The organism is Pseudoxanthomonas sp. USHLN014 (assembly GCF_037153335.1).
GTDB lineage: Bacteria > Pseudomonadota > Gammaproteobacteria > Xanthomonadales > Xanthomonadaceae > Pseudoxanthomonas_A > Pseudoxanthomonas_A winnipegensis.
In genome coordinates this window covers 195,779-213,968 of the sequence record NZ_JBBCKO010000009.1, presented here as the reverse complement: position 1 = coordinate 213,968, position 18,190 = coordinate 195,779, and the positions used below count along the sequence as shown (strand labels likewise).

Annotated in this window: 13 protein-coding genes; 11 read left to right on the top strand and 2 right to left on the bottom strand. The window is 61.1% G+C overall.

The window, feature by feature from the left end:
- Positions 1 to 103: 103 nt before the first annotated feature.
- Complete coding sequence (locus WFQ05_RS16400) at positions 104 to 1,387, bottom strand: inovirus-type Gp2 protein (protein ID WP_253133500.1); 1,284 nt, start codon at positions 1,385 to 1,387, stop codon at positions 104 to 106.
- Between the two features lie 163 nt (positions 1,388 to 1,550).
- Positions 1,551 to 1,853: an AlpA family phage regulatory protein gene (locus WFQ05_RS16395; RefSeq protein ID WP_253133501.1), complete on the bottom strand. Its 303-nt coding sequence runs from the start codon at positions 1,851 to 1,853 to the stop codon at positions 1,551 to 1,553.
- Between the two features lie 936 nt (positions 1,854 to 2,789).
- Here WFQ05_RS16395 and WFQ05_RS16390 point away from each other — a divergent pair.
- From WFQ05_RS16390 to WFQ05_RS16340, 11 genes are all read left to right on the top strand, one after another.
- Positions 2,790 to 3,746: a DUF932 domain-containing protein gene (locus WFQ05_RS16390; protein ID WP_253133502.1), complete on the top strand. Its 957-nt coding sequence runs from the start codon at positions 2,790 to 2,792 to the stop codon at positions 3,744 to 3,746.
- A gap of 72 nt (positions 3,747 to 3,818) precedes the next feature.
- Complete coding sequence (locus WFQ05_RS16385) at positions 3,819 to 4,805, top strand: lambda-exonuclease family protein (protein WP_253133504.1); 987 nt, start codon at positions 3,819 to 3,821, stop codon at positions 4,803 to 4,805.
- A gap of 11 nt (positions 4,806 to 4,816) precedes the next feature.
- Positions 4,817 to 5,719: a hydrolase or metal-binding protein gene (locus WFQ05_RS16380; RefSeq protein WP_253133506.1), complete on the top strand. Its 903-nt coding sequence runs from the start codon at positions 4,817 to 4,819 to the stop codon at positions 5,717 to 5,719.
- Between the two features lie 83 nt (positions 5,720 to 5,802).
- A complete protein-coding gene (gene radC, locus WFQ05_RS16375) occupies positions 5,803 to 6,300 on the top strand; it encodes a DNA repair protein RadC (RefSeq protein ID WP_253133508.1) in 498 nt (165 codons plus the stop codon).
- 244 nt (positions 6,301 to 6,544) lie between these two features.
- Positions 6,545 to 7,450 (top strand): WYL domain-containing protein, encoded by a 906-nt coding sequence (locus WFQ05_RS16370; RefSeq protein ID WP_253133510.1) that lies wholly within the window; start codon positions 6,545 to 6,547, stop codon positions 7,448 to 7,450.
- A 1-nt stretch (position 7,451) separates the two neighbouring features.
- On the top strand, positions 7,452 to 9,530 hold the full coding sequence (locus WFQ05_RS16365) for a RecQ family ATP-dependent DNA helicase (RefSeq protein WP_253133512.1): 2,079 nt from the start codon (positions 7,452 to 7,454) through the stop codon (positions 9,528 to 9,530).
- Positions 9,527 to 10,936 carry a DNA-processing protein DprA gene (locus WFQ05_RS16360; protein WP_253133514.1) on the top strand — a complete coding sequence of 470 codons (1,410 nt, stop codon included), beginning with the start codon at positions 9,527 to 9,529 and terminating at the stop codon, positions 10,934 to 10,936. The genes WFQ05_RS16365 and WFQ05_RS16360 overlap by 4 nt, the downstream gene beginning before the upstream one ends.
- 65 nt (positions 10,937 to 11,001) lie before the next feature.
- On the top strand, positions 11,002 to 12,498 hold the full coding sequence (locus tag WFQ05_RS16355) for a class I SAM-dependent DNA methyltransferase (protein ID WP_253133516.1): 1,497 nt from the start codon (positions 11,002 to 11,004) through the stop codon (positions 12,496 to 12,498).
- Positions 12,495 to 14,021, top strand: coding sequence for a class I SAM-dependent DNA methyltransferase (locus WFQ05_RS16350; RefSeq protein WP_253133518.1), 1,527 nt, complete (start codon positions 12,495 to 12,497; stop codon positions 14,019 to 14,021). The genes WFQ05_RS16355 and WFQ05_RS16350 overlap by 4 nt, the downstream gene beginning before the upstream one ends.
- On the top strand, positions 14,014 to 15,207 hold the full coding sequence (locus tag WFQ05_RS16345; protein WP_253133520.1) for a restriction endonuclease subunit S: 1,194 nt from the start codon (positions 14,014 to 14,016) through the stop codon (positions 15,205 to 15,207). The genes WFQ05_RS16350 and WFQ05_RS16345 overlap by 8 nt, the downstream gene beginning before the upstream one ends.
- On the top strand, positions 15,200 to 18,187 hold the full coding sequence (locus tag WFQ05_RS16340) for a type I restriction endonuclease subunit R (protein WP_253133522.1): 2,988 nt from the start codon (positions 15,200 to 15,202) through the stop codon (positions 18,185 to 18,187). Before WFQ05_RS16345 ends, WFQ05_RS16340 begins: the two co-directional genes overlap by 8 nt.
- The last annotated feature ends 3 nt before the right edge of the window (positions 18,188 to 18,190 follow it).

The window sequence follows — 18,190 nt, the reverse complement described above, 5'->3', positions numbered from 1 at the left end:
GCTAGATTCCTAGCAGCGTAACCACGGCTCCTGCGTGCTCCCCGGGGCGTGTCAAGAGAAAGGGCCGGCAAGCCGGCCCTTCGTCTGGAAGCAAGATTTGAGGTCACTTTTTCAGCAACTCTCGATCAATGGCTGAGGTGTCCAGGCCGCTGCTCCTGGGCGCGCCACGGCCGCTGTGACCCTTCGGCATGATTCCCTTGCGCAGGTTGCGGATCCCCTTCTTGCTCGCGGTGTCGGCGTCCTCGTCGCCTGCCAGGGACTTCGGCGGGCTGGGTTTGAGCTGCGTGGTTTCCTTGCACAGGTACTCGATCGCCAGGCGCAAGCCGCGCAGCTTGTCAGTGTCCGTCGGATGGATCAGACCCAGGCAGTTGAAACGGTACTGGTCCGTCCGGGTGTAGCAGTTGAAATAGCTCGCCTTGGCCTTCTTGCCCGTCTCGCCGACATCCACCCCATCCTCGTACTCTCCATGGCCGCAGCGGCGGACCCAGTCCTCTCCGACCATGCGGGTCAGATTGGCCGCATCACGGTGCTTGTGCCCGTCCAGGACAATGAGGACGTGAAAGTGGATGCCACGATCGATCCCGTCCTCGCGCTTGCTGATGTAACCGAGGACGTCGGGAACGATTCGATTTTCGCGCAGAGCACGCAGGAACCTCGCGTAGTGGCCATCCGCTTCGCGAGTGTAGCCCCAGCCCTTGAACGCCGGGCGGAAGTAGAGATCAACCCGTAGGATCAGCAGCTGCGAACGACGCTGGAACTGGGCTGCCAGATACTCGCAGCAGCTGGTGATGTTCTTCTCTTCGTTGCGCTTGTAATTGTCGACTTCGTCCTTGTAGGCCTGGCTCCGACATGATGCGCGGATGGAAGCAGCCGCGTTCTCGAGAATCTCACGCGTTCGTGGATCACTCAGTACCGGATCGCCGTTACGGGTGTGAGCCCAGAGCTCAGGCGAACACTGGTCGACGACCTTCAGCATAACGGTCAGGGGAGGATTAAAGCGGTGGTGCTTGTAGTACTCCGCACTGTCTTGGTTGTAGCCCTTGCATACGTTGAAGATTGCCTTGCCGATCTGGGTTAGCTGATAGCGCGGCTGCCCCCTTCGATCGTGCACAACTTCAACCGGCTGGTCATCGCTCCGGGCGATGGCGTCGACGAGTTTCTCTGCTCGGAGCAGCCAGTAGATGAAGTCGTGTTCCTGCCCGACATAGGTCTGTCCGTAGCGTTGACTGGTCTTACGTACGAAGAGGTGGTGGTCCTGCTCTGCCGGGGGCATCAGCGGAGCCTTGGACTTGGGGACAATGGGAAGGTCGGGCATCTGCTCAAGGAGCAGGTCACAGTCGAAGGCGACTGCCTGGGTGTATGAGGTGGACTGATCGATCTCATTCATGTGAATGCTTCTCTGTATGTGCTGATTGATTTAACTAATTAATAGGATAGAAACCGGAATTCGAGCGGGATCGAGGGCCCCGCTTCTCCCAGCCTTGAAAATAAAAACCCCAAGCGCGTTGGGGTTTTTGTGTGATGACTTGCTACGTCGACTTAGTGAGCTGTTACATGCGGCGGGCACCCTCCATGCGGCTTTCCAGCCACTCGTCGATGACGTATTCGATCCAGCCCTTGGCGGAACTGCGCGAGCCGCCAGCGCCCAGCGGAACGGGGCGCGGGAACGTCTCGTCGTGCCAGCGGCTCGACGGGTTCAGGCGGTTATCGATGGTGCTCTCGGAGCACGAGAGCTTCTTCGCCAGGTCCTTCTTACGCAGAACTCGCTTGGAGCGCGTCAGTGGGGGCGCGATGCCCTTGGTATCGGTGTTCGAATGGGGCGTGTGGGTTGAACAGTTGTAGTGAAGGTTCATAACGCGATCTCGGTGCAGCGACAGGCCCTTTGCCTGCCTGCGGCCACGATGCGCGTTTTCTGGGGCGATGAATAAGGAGCGGAAAACTGAGATCGGGTGGAAAAAAGGTGGGGAAAATGGATCGCCGCGCGGGCATCTCTGACCGACGTTTGTTGCCGAGCGCGGGATCAGGGGGGCCAAACCTGGGGAGGAACCAACGTGACGACCCAATCCGACCCAAGTGATTGTGGTTCCGCGCTGACGGCGCCGGACAGTCGTAGCCGAGCCAACACTAGGTTCGGGTTCTCGACCTCGCCGGTCCTGGCCGGCCGGACGGCAGAACGGCTCAATGTCGGGGTCCTGTGGGCCGTGGCTTGTCCGCACAGCCTCGCTCTGCCCGGGTGGTTTCCACTGAAGCGGCTTCTCCGTAGGAGATACCTATGGCGGGGGCCCCCGGCGAGTTTAGGGAGTTTTCGGTCGGAGGATCGATGGCCATGCCGGTCAGCAGGAGTGCTATTACATCGGCGTTCGTGCATGCAGGCCATGCGGCCCCCCTCGGTTAGGGGGGGCGGATTTCAACCGGGCACGCCGGGTCAGCGAGAGAATTGCAGAAGAGTTACGCGGCGAAGGAGCGAGGCTTTCGGTTGCGCTTGGCCTTGGGCGCGTCTCGCATTGTCGCGATTCAAAATTCTCTCAAACCCTTAATACCCACTTGAAGCGGGAGATCCTCGCTTCACGTCTGAGCGCTACGTCCCAAGCGCTTACGGCAAGGTCAGAGCCATGCGCGATGACACCAAGGAGACGATTGTTCAGCTTGTAACGCTGGCCGCTGTAATTCTGGTGAGCCTGCTGACCAAGCGCGACATTCGCTTTCCCTGAGCCAGTGTCCTGGCAGCAGAAGGCCCGCCTTTACCGGCGGGCCTTCTGCTTTTGTGCCGTCAACCGAATGGAGTTCCCATGCATCTAGTTCAATCGATGGCCTACGCCGGCGAGAAGCCGTGGCATGGCCTAGGCAACAAGCTGGCACCCCGCCAGCCGATCGACGTTTGGAGGGAGCAGGCCGGGATGGACTGGGCGGTCGAAGAGTCCGAGGTGCGCTACATCACCGGCAGCAACAACGTTGGCCTCATCAATGCCTTCCCCGAGCAGAAGGTGCTTTACCGCTCGGACACCAAAGCGCCTTTGGCGGTTGTCAGTAAGCGTTTCAAGGTGGTGCAGCCGGGAGAGGTTCTGGAGTTCTACCGTGACCTGACAGTACACAGTGGCTTCGAGCTTGAGACTGCCGGCGTGCTCCGGGAAGGCCGCAAGTTCTGGGCACTGGCTAAGACCGGGCAAAGCACCGTTCTCAAGGGGCGCGACCGCGTGGACGGGTACCTGTTGCTGGCCACGGCGTGTGACGGAACGCTAGCTACCACCGCACAGTTCACATCGGTGCGCGTGGTCTGCAACAACACGTTGCGGATTGCGCTGGGTGGCGCCAGCGGTGCGATCAAGGTGCCGCATCGCAGCCATTTCGACGCGGACACGGTGAAACGGCAGCTGGGCATCACCGTCTCGGCCTGGGATGGTTTTGTCGCCCGGATGAAGGCGCTCGCCGAATGTCCGGTGGATCCAGACTCGGTGGAGGGCCTGTTGCGTCGCGTGCTGACCTACCCGGTTGCAGAGGGCAAGGCGACCGTGGTCAACGAGCAGGCATTGGCAAACGCCCGGGCCTTGTACGAAGGCGGTGGACGCGGGGCGATGCTGGCCTCCAGCCGAGGCACCGCCTGGGGGCTGCTTAACAGCGTCACGGAGTTCGTGGACCACCACCGCCGCGCGCGCAGCGACGACCACCGTCGAGACGCGGCGTGGTTCGGACAAGGTGCGCAAATCAAGCAGAAGGCTTGGGAAAGCGTCCTGGAACTGGTGTCCTAAGGTTTCCGTCCTTTACCAGCACGTCATAACGCCCGGCCATCTGGCCGGGCGTTTTCATTTGGGAGATTGCACATGAAGAAGCAGAACGCGCTGCGACTTGTCGATACGCGCACGCTGGACCGCGGGCAGTGGCTTGAGGTGCGCCGTGGTGGCATCGGCAGCTCCGATGCGGCCACGGCCGTTGGCCTGAACCCTTACAAGAGCCAGCTGGAGCTGTGGCTTGAGAAGACCGGGCGGCAGCCGGCCAGCGACCAACAGCCCGGCATGGACGATCCGCGATATTGGGGCACTTTGCTGGAGCCGTATGTGGCCGTGGCCTACCAGCAGAAGACGGGCCGCAGGGTTCGGAAGCTCAATGCCGTCCTCCAGCATCCGACCCTGCCTTTCATGCTCGCCAACATCGACCGCGAGGTCGTGGGCGATCCGGACGTCCAGATACTCGAGTGCAAGAGCGCGGGGGAATTCGGGTCGCGCTTGTGGAAGGACGGGGTGCCCGAGTACGTCCAGCTCCAGGTCCAGCACCAGTTGGCAGTTACAGGCAAGCACGCCGCGGACGTGGCAGTTCTGCTCTGCGGCCAGGACCTGCAGATCCACCGGATCGTCCGGGACGAGGACATCATCGCCCGGCTGGTCGTGCTGGAGGCCCGCTTCTGGGAGTGCGTCGAGACCGACACACCTCCGGCCGCGGACGGCAGCGAGTCGGCCGCCCGGGCCCTGCGCCACCTGTACCCCGGCAACGACACCAGTCTGGATTTCACGGGCGATGTGGCGCTTTGCCAGGTCTTCGACGAGCTGGCCGGGCTGCGCTCAGAGCTCGACGCCCAGCAGCAACGGGCCGAAACGCTCAAGCAGGCAATCCAGCAGGCCATGGGCGATGCATCCAAGGCGATCTTCGCCAATGGCTCGGTCACCTACCGGCGGGCCAAGGACGGCACGTCGTTCGACGCCAAGCGGCTGACCGCCGAGCGCCCCGACATCGCGGCCCAGTACTCGGTTGTGCGTCCCGGCGCGCGCCGGTTCGTTCTGGCCGTCCACACCGACACCCCCAACCAACCTTAGAGGGCGACATCATGTTGAAGGGACTTGTGATTACCCCGCCCGTGGTCGGGCGGATTTCCATCGGGCGCGTGGTCGAGCGCAACGGCAAGCGCCTGCCGGAGAAGGACGACCAGTTCACCCTGACCAGCCAGATCCAGAATCGGGACGGCTGGGTTCTGCACCCGCTGGACGAGGCGCTGCGCCAGCAGGCCGAGGGCAAGCTTAGGTCGATCCCGGTCCGGCTGCTTTTCAACGATCCGGGACTGAACCTTCGGGCGGACTACTCCTTGTTCGACCGCGACACCGGCCGACCGGTCTGTGTCGGCAACGGCGAAAGCTGCCGCAGGTCCACCCAGGAGGGCATCGCAACGCTCGCATGCCCCGGTCCGACCGCATGTGCGTTCGCGGCGGGCAGCTGCAAGGCGTACGCTCGCCTCAACGTTATGGTCGGGGACGCAGAGGACGATGCGTTGGGCAGCTTCGTGCTGCGCACCACGTCCTTCAACACCATCCGGACCCTGGCGGCGCGCATGCAGTACTACAGCGCCGTCTCTGGCGGTCTGCTGGCTTGCATGCCGCTGGAACTGAAGCTGCGGGGCAAGTCGACCACGATGAGCCACCGCGCGGCGATCTACTACGTCGACTTGGTGGTGCACTCGGGGATGACGCTGGAGCACGCCATCGCCGAGGCCCGGGAGGTGGACGCCACCCGGCGGGCAGCGGGGCTGGACCAGGCCGCCTTGGACGACGCCGCTCGGCGCGGATTCGCCAATGGTGCGTTCGAGGAGCTGGAGGAAGACGTGCCGGCGGTGGTGGAGGAGTTTTATCCGGAAGCCCTCCCGGAAACGGCCGCCAGCACAACGGAGCCATATGCAACGCGGCCCCCGCTAAGGGCGCGGCTGCAGGAGAAGGCCGCGCGTGCGGGGACCAGATGACCTGGCTCTCAAGGGAAGAAACCACCACTGGACCACTACCGGAAGGGCGCACTCGCGCCCTTCCGTAATTGGAGAGCAAGGAAATGACAGACGAACCCATGCCGGGGCTGTATGTGCGCAGCAACCGGCGCCGCTACGCGCCGGCCGACCCGGACGCGGTGCTGGCGGCGGCGAGGCGCATCGTGGATGCAAGGACCCAACGCGGGATGAGCTTCACCGATCATCAGGTCGCCGCACGGTTCTTCCAAGACAAGCTCGTCGGCGCCGAGCGGGAAATCTTCGCCGCTGTGTTGCTGGACACCCGCCACCGCCTGATCCACTACGCGGAGCTGTTTTACGGCTCCATCGACGGGGCCGAAGTCCATCCCCGGGAAGTGGTGAAGCAGGTGCTGCGGTTGAACGCGGCCGCGATCATCCTGGCGCACAACCATCCTTCGGGTGACGCGGAGCCCTCAGCCGCCGATCGGGCGATCACTGCGAGACTTAAGCAAGCGTTGGCGCTAGTGGACGTTCGGCTTCTCGACCATGTTGTGGTCGGCGGACGACAGACGGTGAGCATGGCCGAAAGGGGATGGTTATAGGCCTTTTCGCAGCCCAGGGGCGACGCCGTGGCGTCCCCCTGGGTTGCGGTCGGCACCATTCTTTTTTGTCCGCGGCTATATCGCAGCGTCTTGCCCGGCACGTCAAGGGATCGAGGACTTCCTCAGGCAATCGATTCCACCGACCCGTCCGGGCACGTGGCGTGATAAGCATCAAAAAGATGCGGTGTACATGCCTTCAAGAAGACCATATACTCCAAGATGAACAGCCCGGGACTGCCGTCGAATGTCAGAAGAACCGCTTCGTGATCTGACCCAGCCGCAACGCGACCGGCTCGCGTTCGTCGAGTTGCGGCTCCGGTTCATAGGGGAGATTCGCCGCCAGGATCTGATGACGCGGTTTGCCATCCAATCCGCTGCCGCATCCAGGGATCTCGCGCTTTACAAAGAGATGGCGCCCGGGAACCTCGATTACGACCCCAAGGGCAAGTCCTACGTTCTAGGACCAGCTTTTGACCCGGTGTTCGACTTCGCGCCGGAGCGAGTGCTCTCGTGGCTGGCCCAGGGATTCGGTGACGGTGAGCCTTTGCAGCGCAAGGCGTGGGTAGCTAGTGAAAGCCCCTCCAGGCTCGCGCTGCCCGATCTCGATGTCCTCGCCACCGTGACTCGCGCGATTTACCAGGAAAGCCCATTGAGTATCGAGTACCACTCGATCTCAAATGGCCGCACGGAGCGGGAGATCGTCCCATTCGCGCTGATCGACAACGGCCTGCGCTGGCACGTCCGCGCCTTCGACCGGAAATCCCAAGAGTTCCGGGATTTCGTCATCACTCGGATCAAGCGCCCGGTCCTTATGAAGGATGCAGATGTGCAGCCCCATGAGCGCAGTGATCAGGACATCCAATGGACCCGGATTGTTGAGCTGGAGATCGTGCCGCACCCGGACCAGCCCCGCCCTGAAATTACGGAGATGGATTACGGCATGGTTCGCGGGTCACTGCGAATGAAGCTGCGTGCTGCCACCGCAGGATACATCTTGCGTCAGTGGAGTGTGGACTGCTCTCCGGACCACAGTCTGCGCGGTTATGAATTCAGGCTCTGGTTGAAAGATCACCTGGCGCTGTACGGCGTCAAGAACGCTGTGTTGGCGCCGGGTTACCGCTCGCCCGACCAAAACAAGGGAGAGCAATAACGTGGCCTACGATCCAAAACGCGCGCTGGAACTTCTTCGCATCGGCTCCGGACGCGCCGATGCCACTTTCCGCGACGGCCAAGAAGATGCCATTCGTCATATCGTCGAAGGCAAAGGCCGCTTGCTGGTCGTGCAGAAGACCGGGTGGGGTAAGAGCTTTGTCTACTTCATCGCGACCAAGTTGCTGCGGGAAGCTGGAGCCGGCCCGGCGTTATTGATCTCGCCGCTGCTGGCGCTGATGCGAAACCAGATCGCAGCGGCAGAACGGATGGGGGTTCGCGCCGCCACCATCAACTCCGATAACCAGGATGAATGGAAATCGGTTGAAGCCAAGCTGCGTCGAAACGAAGTGGACATTCTGCTGATAGCGCCAGAAAAGCTGGGTAACGACTGGTTTAACACAGAGGTTCTAGCTGGTATCGCAGGGCAGATTTCGCTGATGGTTATCGATGAGGCTCATTGCATTTCCGATTGGGGTCACGACTTCCGTCCTCACTACCGACTGCTGGAACGTATCGCCAGAACGCTTCCAGCCAATCTGCGGCTGCTGGCCACAACGGCAACAGCAAACGATCGCGTTATGGAAGACCTTGTGGCCGTGCTCGGCCCCAACATGAAGGTGCTGCGCGGTGACCTGAATCGAAGTTCTCTGACGCTGCAGACGATGCGTTTGCCCAGTCAGGCTGTCCGTCTGGCATGGATCGCGCAGCAACTCAGTTCACTTCCAGGGCACGGCATCATTTACACACTCACTATCCGAGATGCCAATCAACTGGCGGATTGGCTCAAGGCCCAGGGCTTTGCTGTAGAGGCCTATACAGGTAAGACAGGTGATCGGCGTGAGGAGCTAGAGCAGGCTCTGCAGGAGAACAAGGTTAAGGCACTTGTAGCGACCACCGCATTGGGTATGGGCTACGACAAGCCTGATCTGGCATTCGTTATCCATTTTCAGATGCCAGGCTCAGTTGTCGCCTATTACCAGCAAGTAGGGCGCGCAGGAAGAGCGCTGGAATCTGCATATGGCGTGCTCTTGAGCGGAGATGAAGAAGAAGGAATTACCGACTGGTTTATCCGTAGCGCGTTCCCAACTCGCCAAGAGGTAGACGATGTCCTGGGGGCTCTTAATGAGGCACCGGAAGGACTTTCAATCCCTGACCTCATGACCTGCGTGAACATGAGCAAAGGTCGCATCGAGAAGACTATCACGGCACTGTCTCTCGAATCTCCAGCGCCGATCGCCAAGCAAGGTACGAAGTGGCAGCTTACTGCAGCCGAGCTAGGAGACGAATTCTGGGCGCGAGCAGACCGGCTCACCAAATTGAGGCGTGCCGAGCTCCAGCAAATGCAGGAATACGTCTCTCGGCCTTTCGGGCAGCACATGGGCTTTCTGATTGATGCGCTTGACGGCGATTCAAGCACCGTCAGCCCACCGTCGTTGCCGCCGCTGTCAGAAGAAGTAGATCAGTTGCTGGTTCGGGAAGCCGAGGAATTTCTTTGTCGCACAAGTCTGCCCATCGAGCCTCGCAAAAAATGGCCCGTGGGGGGAATGCCGCAGTACGGAATTCACACCGCATCCACCATTCCCTATCAAGCGCAGCCAGGCAAAGCCCTCTGCGTCTGGGGTGATGCCGGTTGGGGCGGCTTGGTTCGACAGGGTAAGTACCACGACGGCTACTTTTCCGATGACCTCGTTGCTGCGTGCGTGAAGATGATTCAAGAGTGGAATCCGCAGCCGAGCCCGACCTGGGTGACCTGCGTTCCTTCGCTTCGGCATCCCGCATTGGTGCCGAATTTCGCGCAACGCTTGGCTGCTGCGCTGGGTCTGCCGTTTCATATGGTCATCGCAAAAACAGACGCAAGGCCCGAACAGAAAACGATGGCAAACAGTACACAACAGGCGCGCAACATTGATGGTTCGCTCGCACTCAACGGCCAGCCCATTCCTCCCGGCCCGGTCCTCCTGGTGGATGACATGGTCGACTCGCGCTGGACCCTGACGGTGGCTGCATGGCTGCTGCGCAAAAGCGGTAGTGGTGCAGTTTGGCCGATGGCCCTTTCACAGACGGGGCACGACGAATGACGCCAGTCCTCTCACCCAATACACAGGCGATCCTGCTGCTGACGGCGCCGCTCATTGCCGGACGAGGCACTGCGTCATCGGATCTGCTCTCGCCAGGTGAATACAAACGTCTCGCGCGTCATTTGCGCGAGATCCAGCGTCAGCCTGCGGATCTCCTCTCACCGGACGCAGCTGAGATCTTGCGCGCGTGCCAGCCGATGATTGACGAGAGCCGCCTGCAGAAATTGCTGGGGCGCGGATTCCTGCTGAGCCAAGTGATCGAGCGCTGGCAAGCGCGCGCCATTTGGGTGGTCAGCCGCGCCGATGCCGAGTATCCGCGTCGTCTGAAGACCCGCCTGCGCGAAGATGCGCCGGCAGTGCTCTACGGCTGTGGCGACATGGCTTTGCTCGAAACCGGTGGGCTTGCCGTCGTCGGATCGCGGCATGTGGACGACGCCCTCATCGACTACACCATGGCAGTTGGCCGGCTCGCTGCTCGGGCAGGCAGAACGCTTGTCTCCGGTGGCGCCAAGGGCATCGATCAGGCCGCCATGCGAGGTGCGCTTGAGGGAGGTGGAAAAGTTTGTGGCGTTCTGGCGGACAGTCTGGAAAAGACCACCATGAACCGCGAGCACCGCAACCTGCTGCTCGATGGGCAACTGGTCCTGATTTCGCCCTACGACCCGAGTGCCGGGTTCAATGTCGGCAACGCCATGCAGCGGAACAAGCTGATCTATGCGCTGGCAGACACCTCACTGGTGGTCAGTTCCGACCTCAACAAAGGTGGCACTTGGGCGGGCGCTGTCGAGCAGCTCGACAAACTCAAATTCGTCCCGGTCTTCATTCGATCGACGGGCGAGGCTTCAGCCGGATTAGATGGTTTGCGAAAGAAAGGCGCACTTCCCTGGTCGAACCCGCAAGACGTGGATTCGTTCGAGGACGTGTTCAACGTGGCAATGCCCATGCCGACGGCATCCCCACAGGTTGGTTTTACGCTGTTTTCAAACGAAGAGCCAACATCGGCTGACGCCAAGCCAACGGCGCCCGTGCCACCCGACACCGCGCCAGCGCCCCAGGCCGCGAGTGAGCCATCAGCACCGGTCGACGTTGTTTCCGATGCGCAGCCACCCGCTGAGGCATTGGAAGAATCGCCGCCAGTCACGCCAGAGGCCGTGGCGCCTATAGACGAGGCCAAGGAATCTCCGCAGCCGGAATCGACCCCTGCCGAAGCGATCTTCGCTGCCGTGCGCGCTGCGATTCAGCAACTCTTGAGTGCGCCGATGAAGGACGCCGAAGTAGCAGCGGCGCTGGACGTTTCCAATGCACAGGCCAAGGCGTGGTTGCAGCGCCTGGTTGACGAAGGCGTACTAGAAAAACAGAAGAAACCTGCGGGCTACATCGTCAAGCAAAAGCGGCTATTCGAGTAACCGATGAAGACCAAACAAGAAGACAAGCCGCAGTGCGACGGCATTGATATAGAAGGGCCATTCGTTTGAGCGACCAACAAATCACCCTCAGCCAACTCGAAGGCCACCTCTGGGAATCCGCCAACATCCTACGCGGCCCGGTGGATGCGGCTGACTTCAAGACCTACATCTTTCCGCTGCTGTTCTTCAAGCGCATCTGCGACGTCTGGGACGAGGAGTACCAGGAGATCGTTGATGAGACCGGCGACGAGCAACTGGCCTGGTTCCCGGAATCGCACCGTTTCCAGATCCCGGAAGACTGCCACTGGAACGACGTTCGCACCAAGGCCAGCAATGTTGGGACGGCCCTTCAGCGCGCGATGCGCGAGATTGAGAAAGCCAACCCCGACACCCTGTACGGCGTGTTCGGCGATGCCCAGTGGTCGAACAAGGATCGGCTGTCTGATGCCTTGCTCAAGGACCTGATCGAGCACTTCTCCAAGCTGCCGTTTGGCAACAAGAACGTCAACTCGGATCTGCTTGGCGACGCCTACGAATACCTGATCAAGAAGTTCGCCGACGCCACCAACAAGAAGGCCGGGGAGTTCTATACCCCGCGCAGCGTCGTGCGGCTGATGATCGACATGCTCGATCCCAAGGAAGCCGAGACCATCTACGACCCCGCCTGCGGTACCGGCGGGATGCTGCTTGCTGCCGTGCAGCACGTCAAAGAAAAGCACGGTGACGTCAAGCGCCTCTGGGGCAAGCTGTACGGTCAAGAGAAGAACCTCACCACCTCGTCTATCGCGCGGATGAACCTGTTTCTCCACGGCATCGAAGACTTCCAGGTGGTACGCGGCGACACGCTGCGCAACCCAGCCTTCTTCGAGGGCGACCGACTGGCCACCTTCGACTGCGTGATCGCCAACCCCCCGTTCTCGCTGGAAAAGTGGGGCGAGGACCTGTGGCTGAACGATCCCTTCGGCCGCAATTTTGCCGGTCTGCCACCCTCATCCAGCGGTGACTTCGCGTGGGTGCAGCACATGATCAAATCGATGGCCGACGTCAGCGGTCGGATGGCCGTGGTGCTGCCCCAGGGCGCCCTGTTCCGCAAAGGTGTGGAAGGCAACATCCGCCAGAAGCTACTGGAAATGGATCTGGTCGAGGCGGTGATCGGCTTGGCGCCCAACCTTTTCTACGGCACCGGGCTCGCCGCGTGCATCCTGGTCTTGCGCAAGCGCAAGCCGGCCAAACACAAGAACAAGGTGCTGATCGCCGATGCGTCACGCCTGTTCCGCCGGGGCCGTGCGCAGAACTATCTGGAGCCTGAGCACGCCACCGAAATCCTCGGCTGGTATCGCGGCTTTGCCGATGTGCAGGACGCGGTCCGCGTGGTCAGCCTCGACGAGATCAAAGCCGAGGACTGGACGCTGAACATCTCGCGCTATGTCCTGCCGCCATTGCAAGAAGACATCCCACCGCTGCCCGATGCGATTGCGGCATTCAAGGACGCGCTCACCCGCTGCCGTGAAGCCGAAGAGCGGCTTGCGCAGGTCATGACTGAAGGGGGATGGCTGCAATGAGTCACCCAAGCAAACGCATCAGCCAACAAGAACTCGAAAGCTACCTGTGGGGCGCCGCCGTGCTGCTTCGCGGCCTCATCGACGCGGGTGACTACAAGCAGTTCATCTTCCCGCTGCTGTTTTACAAACGGGTCTCGGATGTCTGGGACGAGGAATACCAGGCGGCGCTGGCCAACTCAGGCGGTGACCTCTCTTACGCGCAGTTCGCGGAGAACCACCGCTTCCAGATTCCCGAGGGCGCGCACTGGAACGATATACGCCAGACCCCGAAGAACGTCGGTGCCGCCATCCAGAAGACCATGCGCGCCATCGAAACCGCCAACCCGGATCTGCTCGACGGCATCTTCGGCGATGCGCCATGGACCAACCGCGAGCGTCTGCCCGACGAAACGCTGAAAAACCTGATCGAGCACTTCTCGACGCAGACACTCTCGGTGGCCAACGTGCCGGAGGACGAGCTCGGCAACGCCTACGAGTACCTGATCAAGAAGTTCGCGGACGATTCCGGCCACACGGCAGCCGAGTTCTATACCAACCGCACCGTCGTCCACCTGATGACGCAGCTTCTGGCGCCGCAGGCGGGCGAGTCGATCTACGACCCCACATGCGGCACCGGCGGCATGTTGATCTCGGCGCTGGATGAAGTGAAGCGCTCGGGCGGCGAGTACCGCACGCTCAAGCTCTACGGGCAGGAGCGAAACCTTATCACCTCGTCCATCGCGCGCATGAACCTGTTCCTGCACGGCGTGGAGGACTTCGAGATCATCCGTGGCGACACCCTGGCCGACCCCAAGCACATCGAGGGCGACCGTCTGCGCCAGTTCGACGTGATCCTGGCCAACCCGCCGTACTCCATCAAGCAGTGGAATCGCGAGGCCTGGAGCAGCGACAAGTGGGGCCGCAACTCCCTGGGCACGCCGCCGCAGGGCCGCGCCGACTATGCGTTCCAGCAGCACATCCTGACCAGCCTTACCGCCAAGGGCCGCTGCGCCGTGCTGTGGCCGCATGGCGTGCTGTTCCGCAACGAGGAACAGGCCATGCGCGCCAAGATGGTTGAGCAGGACTGGGTCGAGGCTGTCATCGGCTTGGGCCCCAACCTGTTCTACAACTCCCCAATGGAGTCGTGCATCGTCATCTGCAACCGCAAGAAGGCGGCTGCTCGCAAGGGCAAGGTGATCTTCATCGACGCGGTGAACGAGGTCACCCGGGAACGGGCGCAGAGCTTTCTGAAGCCCGCGCATCAACAGCGCATCCTGACCGCCTATAAGACCTTTGCGGACGTGCCCGGTTTCGCCAAGGTCGCCACCCTGGGCGAAATCGGCGCCAATGCGGGCAACCTCTCTATCCCGCTGTATGTGAAGCGCATTGCCGCAGCCGTCGCTACCGACAGCAATGGCGACGCGGTATCGCTGCGCTCGGCATGGGACCAATGGCAAACGGATGGCCGCGCGTTCTGGCAACAGATGGACGCGCTGGTGGAAACGCTGGATGGGCTGATTACGGAGGACATCGAGCGTGTCTGATAACAAGAATTTGAAGCCAGGCTGGAAGGTCTGGCGCTTCGATCAGATGGCGACCAACGTCAATGCGCGCATCGACAACCCGTCCGAGTCGGGCATGGAGCACTACGTTGGTCTGGAACACCTGGATGCCGATTCGCTGAAGATCCGCCGCTGGGGTACGCCAGACGACGTGGAAGCCACCAAGCTGATGTTCAAGAAGGGCGACATCATTTTCGGTCGCCGTCGCGCCTACCAGCGCAAGCTCGGTGTTGCCGATTTTGATGGCATTTGCTCGGCGCATGCCATGGTCCTGCGAGCCAAACCTGAGGTCGTCCTTCCCGAGTTCCTGCCCTTCTTCATGCAGAGCGATCTCTTTATGAATCGGGCAGTCGAGATCTCGGTTGGCTCGCTGTCGCCCACAATCAACTGGAAAACGATGGCAGTCCAAGAGTTTGCTCTGCCGCCCCTGGATGAGCAGCAGCGCATATTGCAGGGACTCAGGTCGTCCAATGCGCTTGTAGAGTCCTATCAGAATCTGATTTCTGCATCTGAGCAGTTGTGGAAGTCAAGGACGACAGATTTGTTCGCCACGGACGCTGCAGGAGAATTTGTACCCCTGGGGGCGTTGGTTGACTACTCATCTGATGGCCCGTTTGGAAGCAAACTAAAGACTGAGCATTACTCTGACCAAGGGGCCCGCGTCATTCGGTTGAATAACATTGATCTTCTAGAGTTCAACGACACGGACTCCGCGTTTGTCCCAATGGACTACTTCGATGAGCTTCGTGGTTATGAAGTAAAAGGCGGGGACGTCATCATCGCAGGCCTTGGCGATGATCGCATCCCGATGGGGCGTGCTTGCATCGTCCCATTGAAAATGGGACCAGCAATAAACAAGGCGGATTGCTACTGTCTTCGGACCAATGAACGGATATCGGCAAAGTATCTCGTCCATTTTCTGAATAGCAGCGTGGGGCTAAGCCAAGCTCGCGCGATGGCGCAAGGCACCACGAGAAAGCGACTGAACCTTTCTAACATCAGGCGTTTTGGAATTCCGTTCAGATCGTTGGCTGAGCAGATTGAAGTTGCGGAGGAGCTTGATTCATACCTGGCATCCAAAAAGGAAGCAGTAGCTCGATTGCAGTTATCACTTGTTGTTCGCGATCAGATGCGTAAATCAGCGTTTGCGGAGACGGAGCATGTTTAACGAATCCAACACCGTCGAAGCCTACGTTCGCGATCTGCTCTCCGGCCCTATCAAAGCTGTCCCGGCCAACACCGCCCAGGAACCTCAAGCCAGCTACGGTCCCAGCCCCAAAGGCATCGGCTGGCGCTACGCCGCCCCGGCTGAGGTGCCGCGCCAGATTCAGGAAGTGCTGGTTGAACCCTGGCTGCGTGAGGCGCTGATCCGCCTGAACCCGGAGATTGCCGCTCAGCCCGATCGCGCCGACGAGGTGCTCTACAAGCTGCGTGCCATCGTGCTCTCGGTGCGCTCGGATGGCCTGATCCGCGCCAACGAGGAAATGACCGCCTGGATGCGCGGTGAGCGCTCGATGCCCTTCGGCCCCAACAACGAGCATGTGCCGGTGCGGCTGATCGACCTGGATGATCTGGCGCAGAACCAGTACATCGTCACCCAGCAGTTCATCTACCGCGCAGGCCCCACCGAGCGCCGCGCCGATCTGGTGTTGTTGGTCAACGGGCTGCCGCTGGTACTGATCGAGGCCAAGACGCCAGTCAAGAAGTGCATCAGCTGGGTCGATGGCGCGGTGCAGGTGCACGACGACTACGAGAAGTTCGTGCCTGAGCTCTTCGTCTGCAACGTGTTCTCGGTGGCGACCGAAGGCAAGGCTTACCACTACGGGTCCATCGGCCTGCCGGTCAAGGATTGGGGGCCGTGGCATCTGGATGGCAATGGGGAGGATGGTCAGCACCACCCGCTGAAGTCGCTCAAGCTGTCCGCTGAGAGCATGTTGCGCCCGCATGTGGTGCTGGACATCCTCGGCAGCTTCACCCTGTTCGCCACCAACAAGAAAAAGCAGCGCATCAAGATCATTTGCCGCTACCAGCAGTTTGAAGCGGCCAACAAGATCGTCGAGCGCGTGCTGGCGGGCTACCCCAGGAAAGGGCTGATCTGGCACTTCCAGGGTTCGGGCAAGTCACTGCTGATGGTGTTTGCCGCGCAGAAGCTGCGCATGCATGCCGGCCTGAAGAATCCCACCGTGCTGATCGTGGTGGATCGGATCGACCTGGATACTCAGATCACCGGCACCTTCACCGGGGCAGACATCCCCAACCTGGAGAAGGCCGACAGCCGCGAGAAGCTGCAGCAGTTGCTGGCGCAGGACGTGCGCAAGATCATCATCACGACGATCTTCAAGTTCGGCGAAGCCAGCGGTGCGCTGAACACGCGCAACAACATTATCGCGCTGGTGGACGAGGCCCACCGCACGCAAGAAGGCGACCTGGGCCGCAAGATGCGCGAGGCCCTGCCCAACGCGTTCTTGTTTGGCCTGACGGGCACGCCGATCAACCGGTCCGACCGAAACACCTTCTACGCCTTCGGTGCCGACGAAGACGAGAAGGGCTATATGAGCCGCTACGGCTTCGAGGAGTCGATCCGCGACGGCGCCACGCTGAAGCTGCACTTCGAGCCCCGCCTGATCGACCTGCACATCGACAAGGCCGCGCTGGACGCTGCCTACAAGGACTTGACTGGCGGCCTGTCGGACCTGGACAAGGACAACCTCGCCAAGACCGCCGCCAAGATGGCCGTGCTGGTCAAGACGCCCGAACGCATCCGCAAGGTGTGCGAGGACATCGTCGAGCACTTCCAGACCAAGGTGGAGCCGAACGGCTTCAAGGGCCAGATTGTCACGTTCGACCGAGAGTCCTGCCTTCTTTTCAAGTCCGAGCTGGACAAGCTACTGCCGCCCGAGGCCACGGACATCGTGATGTCGGTGCAGGCGTCCGACAAGAAGGACCACCCTCAGTACGCGAAGTACGACCGCACCCGTGACGAAGAGGAACGGCTGCTGGATCGTTTCCGCGACCCGGCCGACCCGCTGAAGCTGATCATCGTGACGGCCAAGCTGCTGACGGGCTTCGACGCGCCCATCCTGCAGGCGATGTACCTGGACAAGCCGTTGCGGGACCACACGCTGCTGCAGGCCATCTGCCGCGTGAACCGAACCTACTCGGAGCAGAAGACCCACGGTTTGATCGTGGACTACCTCGGCATCTTCGATGACGTTGCGGCGGCGCTGGAGTTCGACGACCAGACCGTCAAGCAGGTGGTCAGCAACATCCAGGAGTTGAAGGACAAGCTGCCTGAGGCGATGCAGAAATGCCTGGCCTTCTTCCAGGGCTGCGACCGCACGCTGCAAGGCTACGAAGGCCTGATCGCGGCGCAGCAGTGCCTGCCCAACAACGAGGTGCGAGACAACTTTGCTGCCGAGTACAGCGTGCTCAGCAAGATTTGGGAGGCGCTGTCACCGGACACCGTACTGGGCCCCTTCGAGAAGGACTACAAGTGGCTGTCTCAGGTGTACCAGTCGGTGCAGCCGTCCAGTGGCCACGGCAAGCTGATCTGGCATTCGCTGGGCGCAAAGACCATCGAGCTGATCCACCAGAACGTGCATGTCGACGCGGTGCGGGATGACCTCGACACCCTGGTGCTGGACGCCGATCTACTGGAGGCAGTGCTCTCGAACCCCGATCCCAAGAAGGCCAAGGAGATCGAGATCAAGCTCAAGCGCCGGCTGCGCGGGCATGGCGGCAACCCCAAGTTCAAGAAACTGTCGGAACGACTCGATGCGCTGAAGGACCGTTTCGAATCCGGACAGATCAACAGCGTCGAGTTTCTGAAGCAGTTGCTCGAGATCGCCAAGGAAACGCTGCAAGCCGAGAAGGAGGTCCCGCCCGAAGAGGACGAGGATCGCGGAAAGGCGGCGCTGACCGAGCTGTTCAACGAGGTGAAGACCGCCGAGACGCCCATCATGGTCGAACGCGTTGTGGCGGACATCGACGAGATCGTGCGCCTCGTCCGCTTCCCGGGCTGGCAAGGCACGCAGGCCGGCGAGCGTGAAGTCAAGAAGGCACTGCGCAAGGCCCTCTTCAAATACAAGCTGCATGCGGATGAGGAGCTGTTCGAGAAGGCCTACAGCTACATCCGGCAGTATTACTAAAGG